This is a genomic window from Pontibacter ummariensis (genome assembly GCF_900188175.1).
Classification (GTDB): Bacteria; Bacteroidota; Bacteroidia; order Cytophagales; family Hymenobacteraceae; genus Pontibacter; species Pontibacter ummariensis.
Genome location: NZ_FZOQ01000033.1, coordinates 16268 through 28194, shown reverse-complemented (window position 1 = coordinate 28194; position 11927 = coordinate 16268). Strand labels below are relative to the sequence as shown.

Annotated in this window: 6 protein-coding genes; 1 reads left to right on the top strand and 5 read right to left on the bottom strand. The window is 52.3% G+C overall.

What is annotated here, in order from left to right; all coding sequences use genetic code 11:
* Position 1 precedes the first annotated feature (1 nt).
* The 5 genes from gltB to CHB92_RS23020 all read right to left on the bottom strand — a co-directional run bounded on the left by gltB (position 2) and on the right by CHB92_RS23020 (position 10155).
* The gene (gene gltB / locus CHB92_RS23040; RefSeq protein ID WP_089321598.1) at positions 2-4510 is read right to left on the bottom strand and encodes a glutamate synthase large subunit; all 4509 of its coding nucleotides are present in this window, start codon (positions 4508-4510) and stop codon (positions 2-4) included.
* Between the two features lie 410 nt (positions 4511-4920).
* On the bottom strand, positions 4921-6183 hold the full coding sequence (locus tag CHB92_RS23035; RefSeq protein ID WP_179223141.1) for a DUF2254 domain-containing protein: 1263 nt from the start codon (positions 6181-6183) through the stop codon (positions 4921-4923).
* Positions 6184-6570: 387 nt separating this feature from the next.
* Positions 6571-6762: a hypothetical protein gene (locus CHB92_RS23030; protein ID WP_089321596.1), complete on the bottom strand. Its 192-nt coding sequence runs from the start codon at positions 6760-6762 to the stop codon at positions 6571-6573.
* A gap of 449 nt (positions 6763-7211) precedes the next feature.
* Positions 7212-7373, bottom strand: coding sequence for a hypothetical protein (locus CHB92_RS25940; RefSeq protein WP_179223140.1), 162 nt, complete (start codon positions 7371-7373; stop codon positions 7212-7214).
* A gap of 205 nt (positions 7374-7578) precedes the next feature.
* Positions 7579-10155, bottom strand: a complete 2577-nt coding sequence (locus CHB92_RS23020) for a phosphoenolpyruvate carboxylase (RefSeq protein WP_089321594.1) — start codon at positions 10153-10155, stop codon at positions 7579-7581.
* Between the two features lie 658 nt (positions 10156-10813).
* On the opposite strand from CHB92_RS23020, the gene paaE reads away from it, so the two are divergent.
* Positions 10814-11890, top strand: a complete 1077-nt coding sequence (gene paaE / locus CHB92_RS23010) for a 1,2-phenylacetyl-CoA epoxidase subunit PaaE (protein WP_089321592.1) — start codon at positions 10814-10816, stop codon at positions 11888-11890.
* Positions 11891-11927: the final 37 nt, after the last annotated feature.

Here is an 11927-nt window from a genome sequence, read left to right as displayed (position 1 = left end):
CTCAGGCTACTACGTTTAGCGTGGTTTCACTTTCTTTTACTTGCATGGCCTTCTTCAGGTCATGCGGCATCACTTTGTGGAAGAACTTCTGGTGTGCATGCCAGCCGTTTAGGAGCTCCTGCGCCAGTACGCTGCCGGTATAAGCCACATGCTCCCTTAGCTTTTGCTCTATCCAGGCCAGGTCTTCCTCGCTTGGCTGCTCCATGTCTACCATGTCCAGGTTACACTGGTCCGGGAATCCGTTTACCGGGTCGTAGATAAAGGCCATGCCGCCGCTCATACCGGCTGCAAAGTTCTTTCCTACAGTACCCAGGATCAGCACTTTCCCGCCTGTCATGTATTCGCAGCCATGGTCGCCTACGCCTTCCACTACAGCCTCTGCACCAGAGTTACGCACGCAGAAGCGCTCGCCGGCCATCCCGTTGATATAGGCCGTGCCAGAGGTAGCACCGTAAAGGGCCACGTTACCGGTAATGATATGCTCATGCGGCAAGTAGCTGGTACCCTCAAATGGCTGCAGGATCAGCTTGCCGCCTGACAGGCCCTTGCCCAGGTAGTCGTTGGCTTCCCCGATCAATCGGAAAGTAAGGCCCGGGGCAAGGAAGCCACCGAAGGTCTGGCCAGCCGAGCCGCGGAAGGTGGCGTTGAAGCTGTCTTCCGGCAAGCCTGCTTTCCCGTGCTTGGTAGATACCTCATAAGAGAGCATGGCGCCTACAGAGCGGTCCACATTGATGATGCGGTACTGCAAGCCTTCTTTCGTGCCTTTCTTGAAGTCGCGGATCAGTTTTCTGTCCAGCACGTTGTCGATGTCATGTACCTGGTGGATCTGGTTGTAGATACCCACGTTTACCGGTGCCTCCTCCTTGTGCAGGATCGGGTCGAAGTTCAGGTTCTTCAGTTTCCAGTGGTTCAGGTCGTTTCTTACCTTCAGTACCTGTGGCTGGCCTACCATCTCGTTGATGGTGCGGAAACCCAGCGATGCCATGATCTCGCGCAGTTCCTCAGCCATAAAGCGGAAGAGGTTGACCACGTGCTCGGGCTCGCCTGTAAAGAGCTGGCGCAGTTCCGGGTTCTGGGTAGCAATACCTACCGGGCAGGTGTTGAGGTGGCACTTACGCATCATGATACAGCCTTCCACGATCAGGGCAGCGGTGGCCACGCCAAATTCTTCTGCTCCTAACAAAGTGGCTACCGCCAGGTCATAGCCTGTCATCAGCTTTCCATCAGTCTGCAGCACTACGCGGCTGCGCAGGTTATTCTTCACCAATGTCTGGTGTGCCTCGGCCAGACCGATCTCCCATGGCAAACCGGCATGACGGATAGAGCTCAGCGGACTGGCACCTGTTCCGCCATCTGCACCAGAGATCATGATAGCATCCGCTTTTGCCTTGGCCACGCCGGCGGCGATCGTACCAACCCCGGCTTCCGATACCAGCTTCACGTTGATGCGGGCATTCGGGTTGGCGTTCTTCAGGTCGTAGATCAGCTGCTTTAGGTCCTCGATGGAGTAAATATCGTGGTGCGGAGGCGGGGAAATCAAACCTACACCAGGGGTAGAGTGGCGCACGCGGGCGATCCACTTGTCTACTTTATGGCCAGGCAATTGGCCGCCTTCACCCGGCTTGGCTCCCTGCGCTATTTTAATCTGTATTTCGTCGGCATTCGCCAGGTAATGGCTGGTTACCCCGAAGCGGCCCGAGGCTACCTGCTTGATGGCAGAGCGCTCCGAATCGCCGTTTTCTTTTACAATATAACGGGCCTCGTCCTCACCGCCTTCGCCGCTGTTGCTCTTGCCGCCAATGCGGTTCATGGCAATGGCCAGCGTGCTGTGCGCCTCGTGCGACAGGGAACCGAAGGACATCGCCCCGGTGGCAAAGCGCTTGAAAATGCTTTCTACAGGCTCTACCTCTTCCAATGGCACCGACTGGCGCTTACGGAACTCGAACAGGCTACGCAGCGTGATGGTAGACTCCTGGTGCTCCCGCACAAACTGGGAATACTGCTGGTACAGGCGGTAGTCGTTCAGCTTCGTTGACTTCTGCAACAGGTGGATCACCTCCGGGCGCAGCAGGTGCTCTTCGCCTCTTCTTCTCCACTGATAGAAGCCTCCTGTCTCCAGCAGCCTGGTTTCGTCGAGGTAAGCGGCCTGGTGCTTGATCAGGGCTTCCTGCTCCAGGTCTTCGAAGTTAAGACCCTCCAGACGGCTGATCGTGCCCTTAAAGCACTTTTGAATTACTTCCTGTCCAAAGCCCAGGCACTCAAAGATCTGGGCGCTTTGGTAAGACTGCAGCGTGCTGATACCCATTTTCGACAGGATCTTGAGCAAGCCGTTGCCCACCGCCTGTATAAACTTCTCTGCGTAATAGTTCAGGGCTAAGCTGTTGTCCAGCTTAGCCTCATCCAGCATGTTCTGGATAGTATCGTACACCATGTATGGGTACACGCAGCTGGCGCCATAGCCAATGATAGTGGCGAAATGGTGTGTTTCCCAGGCGTCTCCGGCTTCCACTACAAGGCCTGTCTTGGTTCGGATGCGCTTATCGATCAGGTGGTGATGCACAGCGCCGACGGCCAGCAACGAAGGAATAGCCGCACGGGTAGGCTGAACGGCACGGTTAGAGATGATCAGGATCTTCTTTCCGGACCGTACTGCCGCTTCGGCATCCGCACAAATGATATCCAGGGCCTTTTGCAGGCCACCTTTTTCTGTCGTCGGGAAAGTGGCGTCCACCACATGGTGCTCAAAGCCTTCCGACTTCAGGTTGATGATCTTGTTAAAATCCCCATGGCTCAGCACCGGATGGGAGATATGGATCTGCCGGGTGTGGGCAGGAGTCTCGTCCAGTACGTTGAGTGATTCTCCCAGGCGCGTGAAAAGCGACATCACCAGGCGCTCCCGGATCGGATCGATTGGAGGGTTACTTACCTGCGCGAAGTGCTGCTTAAAATAATTGGCTACATGCTGGCTCTGGCGCGAAAGCACAGCCAGCGGAGCATCAGAACCCATACTGCCCAAGGGCTCTTTGCCTGTGGCCGCCATTGGCTTGATGATCAGCTTCAGGTCCTCGGCGGTATAGCCATAGGCCTTCTGCTTTTGCCGCAGGTCCGCAGCAGAAACAGGGTTCAGGCAGTAGTTTGGCTCCGGGCGCTGGTGCAGTTTAATGCGGTTCTGGCTGATCCAGTCAAAGTAAGGCTTGTCGTTGCATACAAGCTGCTTGATCTCCTCATCCTCGTAGATCTTGTTCTCTTCCAGGTTAGCCAAAAGCATTTTGCCTGGCTGCAGGCGTCCGCGACGTACCACGTCTTTCGGGTTTACCGGCAGTGCGCCGGCCTCAGAGGCCATTACCAACCGTCCCTGGCGGGTAACGCAGAAGCGCACAGGGCGCAGGCCGTTACGGTCGAGCGTAGCGCCTATCTGCTTGCCGTCTGTAAAGAACAGGGCAGCAGGGCCATCCCATGGCTCCATCAGCGCGGCATGGTACTTATAGAAAGCCTTGCGGTAAGGGTCCATAAACGGGTTGTCCTGCCAGGCCTCCGGCACCAGCATCATCATCACGTGGGGGAGAGGGCGCCCTGCCAGGGTCAGGAGCTCTACCATGGCATCGAGGTTGGCAGAGTCTGAGTTCTCCGGGTTGGTTACCGGCAGCAACCACTTCATCTCCTCTTCCGTGAACAGGGCCGAGTGCATGAGCGCCTCTTTCGACTTCATCTTGTTCACGTTACCGCGGATGGTATTGATCTCCCCGTTGTGGGCGATAAAACGGAAAGGCTGGGCCAGTTTCCAGTTCGGGAAAGTGTTGGTGGAGAAGCGGGAGTGCACCACGGCCAGGGCCGACTTGAAATCGGCATGGCGCAGGTCGTGGTAATACTTCTCTACCTGATCTGTTTTAAGCTGTCCTTTATAGATAATGGTGCGGGAAGAGAGGCTGGCCATATAGAAGGTGCCATTCTCGCCGCTTACTGTTTTCTTTACCTCGTGTGTGAGCAGGCTGCGCAATACAAATAGCTTACGCTCCAGCTCATCCTCTTTAATGTTCTCGTCTACCGGCTGTACGAACACTTGTTCAATGTAGGGCTCTACGGCTTTGGACTCGTGCCCGGGCACGCGGCCGTTCACCGGAACCAGGCGATAGCCCAGCAGGCGAAAGCCCATCTTCCGGATGCACTGGTTGATGGTTTGGCGGCACTTGTCCCGTACCTCGTAAACAGACGGGAAAAAGATCATGCCCACCCCGTAGCTGCCGGTGGCAGGCAGGGTAACGCCAAACTCTTTTAGCTGCTTCTTGAAAAAATCGTGGGGAAGTTGCACCAAAATCCCGGCACCGTCGCCAGTTTCGGGGTCGCTGCCTGTTGCGCCACGGTGTTCCATGTTGGTTAGCATGGTAAGCGCGTCTTTCACTACGCTGTGAGACTTCTTGCCATCCAGGTTTACCACACATCCTACGCCACACGCATCATGCTCAAACTCCGGTCGGTAGAGCCCATTTTTTATTGTATTAACTTGATTCATCGAATGGAAACTGAGGTTAAAGAGATACTCTTCCGAGTAAAGGAATCCATAAATTACTACTGAAATCGCTAAAAAACAAATTAAGTGTTGCAGATATTGTATTAGTTGACCATTTAAAGCTGATAAATCGGTAAAAAAGTTCCTGTAAGACTAACGGAATGTAAATTTAAACTTATTGAGTACCAGCAATCTTGCAAGCTTCACAATTATCAGGTTTTGTGACTTTTTTTAGAAAACGTAAGGCATAAAGACGGGAAGGAGTACAAAGATGTACGCAGCCCGGGCACAGGACCAGGGCGGGTAGGAGGGGGCGAGCTTCAAAAAACACCAGGGGAGGTAGCGGCGTTTGTGGGAGCATGGGACAGAAGCAGATGGCCGGAGCAGTAGCCCTGTCTTTGCGCTACAGGTTGTTAGCCCTGGTGCTCTTCCCGGGCATGCTGTAGCAAGGCCTGAATGTAATCTACGTCTTCCTGGGTTTTCATTTCCTGCTTCGAGGCCTCTTCGATAGAGGCCAGCTCTTTTTTCAGGAGGCAGGTATGCTTTTTCTCCTCATCGCGCGCTTTTATTTTGCTGATCATGTTTACGAGCGTTGTCTGCACCGTTACATCCTTCGACGAGTAGGCCCGGATGCTGGCGGTGCACATATAAAATATTGTTTCAAAAGGTACCGGCGCGTAAATGATACAGGCGGTGCCGTCTCGGTGCTTCACCACTTTCTGGCCCTTTAGCTGTTGTAGCCTGCACAGCAGGTCCATGAGGTAATTGATGGCTTGTATAGCCGTGCCCGGGTCGTTAACACCGGGGCTTAGGCCCCTCACGGCTACCTCGGTCAGGTGCTTAAAGCCGTACAAGAAGTTCTCCTGCACCATCTCCTGATGCCGGAGCAGTACGTTTTCTTGTAGCAGTTGCAGCGTCTTCTCGTCCAGGGGCCTGTTTATCTCCAGAAAAGGTTCTCCTTTCAGCAGGTAAGTACCCTGGTCTTTCAGTACCCTTACCTTCAGGCCGCTTTTCCTGGAGGCGCTCATGATCTCGTTGTGTGTGATCTTATCGAAGTAGCCCGAGTCCCAGGACTTTACCACGTGGAATTCTTCCTGCTCTTCCCACTTCTCGTGGTAGCTGCCACTGTTCAACTCAGTGTCGATCACGTTTCTGGCGGCCCGGTAAATGCTGTTGAGGATGTTCCCGATCTGTACTTCATTTGAAATTCTATGGATGAAGTAGATAAAGGTGAGGAGGCTGACCACGCCAAAAAAGGTAGCCAGTATTGTGGAAAGCAAAGGGACTTTTGGACCAGCGGGCAGCGTGCCAATGTTGCTGAGTGCCACAATGGTAAAGAGAATGGTCCCAATAATAATCCCGATCACCACTTGATTCGGCTTTTTTCTGAGCAGGTCCGGCAAGAGCCGGGGTGAAAAACTGGAGGTAATCTGCGTCAGCACGATCATGATCATGGCAAAGGTAAAGGTCACGAGGCTGATCAGACCGGTGAGAAGCGAGGACAGCAGGCTACGGGCTGTACTGGCGTCTTCTACTTTTAGAAAAGGTGCCTCATCCAGTAGAGACTTCCCCATCGAAATCTTATCCAGGTAAGTAACCCCCCAGGCAATTGCCAGCATCCCCAAGGCTGTGATGGCAGGGTAAAAAGCCACACTCGTGGTAACCTGTTCAAACATTTTTTTTAAAGAGTACTTTACTTTGGCTGTCCTCATACCGGGTACGCTTTTAAATGCTTCTTTAACTTATCCTTAGGGTGTTTGGTTGTAGCTTTTATTGCTTATGTTATGTTAAGAAGAGCTGGAGAAAGGCTGAAGGCCGATAAAAGATCTTGCCACAGGTAAGGTCAGCTTCGGTGGATTAAACCTCAGGAGGGAGGCGCTTCTAAAGCGGAGCCCGCTCCGGCCGCTTCAACTGGCAAGCGCCCTTTTTTGCTTTCAGCTATACGGAGGCTAGTTGTGAGTCCGAGCCCGCTACAGGAGCAGCGGGCGTACTTAGCCACTGGCTGCACCTAAAGGGGCAGACTTTTAAAGAAAAACAGAGGTAACGCAACTGGGAGAGACAGCTTATGCCTGCACGTTCAGAAAGGCTTTTTTCACAATGTACAGGTAAACTCCTGAAAACTTCTGGTAGCACCATTGCTTTAGCTGCTGCTGTTCTTCTCTTTTTAAGTAATTAAAGGCTTTTCGCAGCTCTTTCTCAAACAGCATCTTGTCGAAGCTTACTTTCAGCAGGATGGTCTTTACGTATTCCAACATAATTTAGTACACTAGCTAACGCGCTCTTCCATAGAACAGGTTAGGATTAAAAAGGGCCAATGTACCAACATGATCATGTTAGTCTCACTGGCCCTTCTGTAAAGGAAGTTTTGCCTAAATTCAGCACCCAAAAAAATAAAGGCGGTCCTTCCAGTGTCTTAAAGGGTAGAGCGATGCAACAAAACAAAGTCTGTTCCTGGCTACCTCGGTCTTAACTCTTAAGACTTGTGCATATATACGCTTTCCGGTCTCTTTGGAATGCCTGTTGGGGACATAATACGTACTTTATGGGCTAGAATACCATTAAGTACCGGCCTCCGTAAATACACGTACTGCACTGGGTTTCGTGGCCCCAATGCAAAAGCTAAGAAAGCTGTTCATGCTGGAGCGGTATTTTAACCACCGCCAGTGTTGGGGCCGTGGCGATGGCAAACGTGCCGCTGAGGAGCTTAACCCGGGCGGAAATAATAGCACTCCAATCCCTCTTGTTGGAAGCGGACTGTGGCCAATGCCCCGGCCATCGTCGCGTACTTTCCCTCCTGGGCATCCAGGATAGCCAGCAACAAGGCTATCTGCTGGTACAGGCGCATCTGCAGGTTTTCCTTTTCCAAGTGTTTTCTTTCAGAAAAATCCAGGTCTATGCCCAGCACCCTCTCCGGCTTCCCTGTTTTACCATAGAGAACAACCGCTTTCGTTTTAAGGGTAGCTAATGCATAGCATTGGCTGGGCAGATGCAGGAGAGGGAGAATTGCCTAAAAAAGAAGAAAGCTGCCCTTCTCTGGAGGCAGCTTTCTTCTTTAAAAGTGGCTGGGTCGTTTAAGCTGAGTTGCGCTCTGCGTTGATGATGCCGAACGAGCAGCGTACCACGAGCTTCTCGTACTTAGACTTGTTATCCGTCGGCTGGTTCTTCTCTTCCATCTCGCGTAGCTTGATGAGCCCGTACTGCTGTACTGTGAGCAGCGGCAACTCTATACGCTGGCGCATCTGGATCGAAAGTCTGTTAACAGGCTTGTCGGCCATTAGCTCCTCAGCGCCGGTCAGCTTCAGCATATAACTCTTGGATAGCTCAAACTCGTCGTGGATCATGTTCCACAGCTCCGCATAGTTGGGGTGCTCTGCCAGGAACGCGGTTAGCGGGAAGAAGCTCTTAGTCATGGCCATCTCACAGTTGTCCATCAGAGTCTTAAAGAACAGGGAGTTCTTGTACAGCTGCCTGATCTCCTCCCATTTGCCGGCTTCATCCAGGCGTTGCAGGGCCGTACCCACACCATAATACCCGGGAAGGTTCTGCTTCAGCTGGCTCCAGGAGCCCACATAAGGCACGGCGCGCAGATCGTTCAGATTCAGCTTGCCGGGCTTTCGCTTTGAGGGGCGGCTGCCAATGTTAGCCTCCCCGTAATAGCGCAACGGGCTTACGTTGTTGAGGTACTCCAAAAAGTTCGGGTGGTTCTTTAAGGCCGTGTACTTCTCAAAGCTCTCGTTTGATAACTGTTGCATCAGCTCTTCCTGCTGAGAGGTAGGGGCAGCGTCTTTGGTGGCAAAAAGCGTGTTGCGTATGCCTGCGTGCATGAGCTGCTCTATGTTGTACTTGGCAGCATCCTCAGTGCCAAAGTTAGAGCTGATCGTTTGCCCCTGGATCGTGAGCTGTATTTCCTTGTTGGAAATGTTCGGCCCCATGGAAGCATAGAACTGGTGTGTTCTGCCACCTCCTCTTGCCGGTGGGCCGCCTCTGCCGTCGAAGAAGATCACTTCTATGTCGTACTGCCTGGAGATCGCCGTTAACTCCTCCTTGGCTTTGTAGATGCTCCAGTTTGCCATCAAATAGCCCCCGTCCTTGGTGCCGTCTGAGAAACCCAGCATAATGGTCTGGATATTGCCGCGCTGGAGGAGGTGCTGTCGGTAAGTCTCGTTTTCGTATAGTGACTGCATGACGCCCCTTGCGTTTCGCAGGTCATCTACGGTTTCGAAGAGCGGTACAATGTCTACTGTCAGGTTTTCCTTTTGCCAGCCGCTCATCAGGAACAGGCCATACACCTGCATCACATCCAGGGCGCTGGTGCTATGGCTGATGATGTAGCGGTTACAGCCTTCCTCGCCGTTCGTTCTTTGTATCTCCCGGATCGCCGCCATGCTCTCCAAGGTGTCCCGGTGCAGCTCGTTGTCAAAAAGGGCAGGGTCTAGCACTTCGCTTACCTGTACCAGGGCCTTTATCTTGTCGGCTTCCGAAAGCTCTAAAAAGTCTTTCGGCAGGGCAGAGGTTGTCTCTACGATGGTTTCCAACAGTTCGGCATGGGCGGAGCTGTCCTGCCGGATGTCGAGACTGGCAAAAAAGAGCCCGAACAGTTCTACTTTGCGCAGCAGGTTCTCTACCAGGTTTTGGAACAGGCCGTTGTGCTGCTCGATGAGGGTCTGCCTCATCTGCTGAAGGGTACTGAGGATTTCCTCCTTCGTAATGTCGAGCCCGTGCCCCGGCACAAAAATGTTGTTGTAAAGCTTTCGCTCCAGTTCCACCACCACGTTGGCTACGCCCTTAAAGGTAAGGCGTCTTCTTAGCTTCCGTACGTCCAGGTAATAGGACTTGAGAGCGCCGCCCCGAAGTGCCTCTGCCACCTTTATTGTTGTTTTGGCATTCACGAAGGGGTTGCCGTCTCTGTCGCCGCCTGGCCAGAAACCAAAACGGATCACAGGGTTTTCAGGACTTACTTCCTCCGGGAACTGTGTTTTGAGGTACGACAGGATCTGCCCTGCGGCATGGTAAAATACGTTCTCCAGGTACCAGATCAGGTTCACCGCTTCGTCATAAGGCGTTGGTTTCTCATTCCGGAAGAAAGGGGTCTTGCCCAGCTGCCGCAAGTAGCTGTTGATCTGCGTTACGTTGTCTTTTAACAGCGCCTTGGATAAGTCGTTGATAATGCCCAGTACCTCGGCCGGGTAGAACTGGGTAGGGTGGGCTGTTAATACCAATCGAACCGAGAAGTCCTTCAGTTTTTCCGCCAGTTGCTCCTGGCTCTGCGTCTGTACTACTTCTGACTGCAGGTGCTTCAGTGTTCCAGGGCCCTGCATATCGTTGATATCGCGGTAGGCGGCGTCTTCCAGCGCATCGAACAATACGACCTGCCGCTCGGCATACTGTACGAAGCGGAACAAAAGGTCCATTTTCTCCTGCTCAGTGGTGTAGGAGGTATATTGTTTTATAAAGGAATCAATGATCTCGGCCGGGCTCTGCTTCTTGGCATAACCCTCTTCGCAATGCAAGAGAAAGATAGAGAGGAGTACCCCTGTCCGCTCCACCCGGTGGAAGGGAAGCGCCGTGAAAAGGCTATTATATAACTGGAATTTAAGACCGACCTGTTTGTCGTAGACTTGTAGGATGCTGTTCGCAGAACCGTCCATAGTGTTTGCTGTATTTTTACTTCTTTTGTGTATTTATAACATGGGTTTCACCCTATAGATACTACATTTTCTTCGTTTTTCCTTTATTTTTATCAAATTTATAAAAGTGAGCCGCTGTAAAACTCCCGCTGCTGAAGTCTTCTTTTGCTGGTTTCTGCTGCCCAAAAACGGGTTTCCGCTTGTGTTAAATCCCAAGAGGTCAACCTGAAACAAGGGTATGTACGTTGCCCACAGGGCAAGGAGTAGGAAGTTTTTTACATCCCCACCAAAAAATCTTTGTCCCTCCCAAAGCAAACCAGAAAAGGAAGCTTCTTTTCGAGGCCTTGGCGATGCGGGAGCGCCCGTGCTTGATCTGGTTTTTGTGTCGTCTTTAATGCCTGCCTCTTAAAAGCGGGGCAGTTCGGAGCGGTAGTCGCATTTTTTGCCTTCCCCTCTCTCCTGTAACCCCTGCACCCGAACTGCTGTATTAATTCTTCCTACCTAACGTTTGTTAGTAAGACTAGGATTTCTTATATTGGTAGAAGGTTGGAAGGTGTTGCCTTTGCTTTATGATGGAGTGGAAGTTCTTTAAACGCAGGTCAGCGTACCTGTGTATAACCCTCTCCGCTGCAGAAAGCAGGTAAAACATCACACCAAAGGCAAAAGCAGAATATCATACATGAGCAGGTTTCATAAAGTCAGGATCAAGAGCATTAACAAAGAGACGCACGATTGTGTGACGGTGGCACTCGATGTGCCTGAGGAGCTGAAAGACACGTTCCGTTATACCCAGGGGCAATACCTGACCTTCCGGAGAGATATTAACGGAGAAGAACTAAGGCGTTCCTATTCCATTTGCTCGAGCCCTTTGGAAAACGAGTGGCGGGTAGCTATTAAGAAGGTACCTGCAGGGCGTTTTTCCGGCTATGCCAATGAAAGCCTTCAGGTAGGGGAGGAGCTGGAAGTAATGCCTCCGATGGGGCGCTTCTTCACCGAACTGAACCCTGCTAACCAGAAGCAGTACGTTGCTTTTGCGGCAGGAAGCGGTATTACCCCTGTTTTCTCTATCATCAAAACCATTCTGATGACGGAGCCCCACAGCCAGGTAAGCCTGATCTATGGCAACCGGGGCCGCAATTCTATCATCTTTAAAGAGGCCATTGAGGGGTTGAAGAACAAGTACCTCGACCGGTTGAGCGTGTATCACGTGCTGAGCCGGGAACAAGGGGAGGCAGAGCTCCTGTTTGGCCGTATCGACAAGCAGAAAGCACAGCTTTTCCTGCAAAAGCTTATCAAACCGGAGGAAATAGATGAGTGCTTTATCTGCGGTCCGGAAGAAATGATTTTCGGGGTGAAAGACGCCCTGACAGAAGCAGGGGTAGCTACCAGAAAGATCCACTACGAGCTTTTCACGACAGGCGAAAGCGGCCAGAAGAATAAAGCAGCGAAGGAGCGACCGGCCGGGGAGGATGACAAAATGAGCCAGGTAACCGTAAAACTGGATGGGGCTGTGCTGAACATGGAGATGTCCTACTATGGTAAAACCATCCTGGATGCGGCGATTGACCGGGGGGCTGATCTCCCTTATTCCTGCAAAGGCGGGGTGTGCAGTACTTGCCGTGCCCGGGTGACGGAGGGTGAGGTGGAAATGGACGTAAACTATTCCCTGGAGCCGGACGAAGTGCAGGCGGGCTACGTGCTAACCTGCCAGTCGCGGCCACTCACCGAAAAGGTGGTGGTGGACTTTGACCAGTAATCCCTCTCGAAAACAAACAGACTTTTTATTTGAAGAA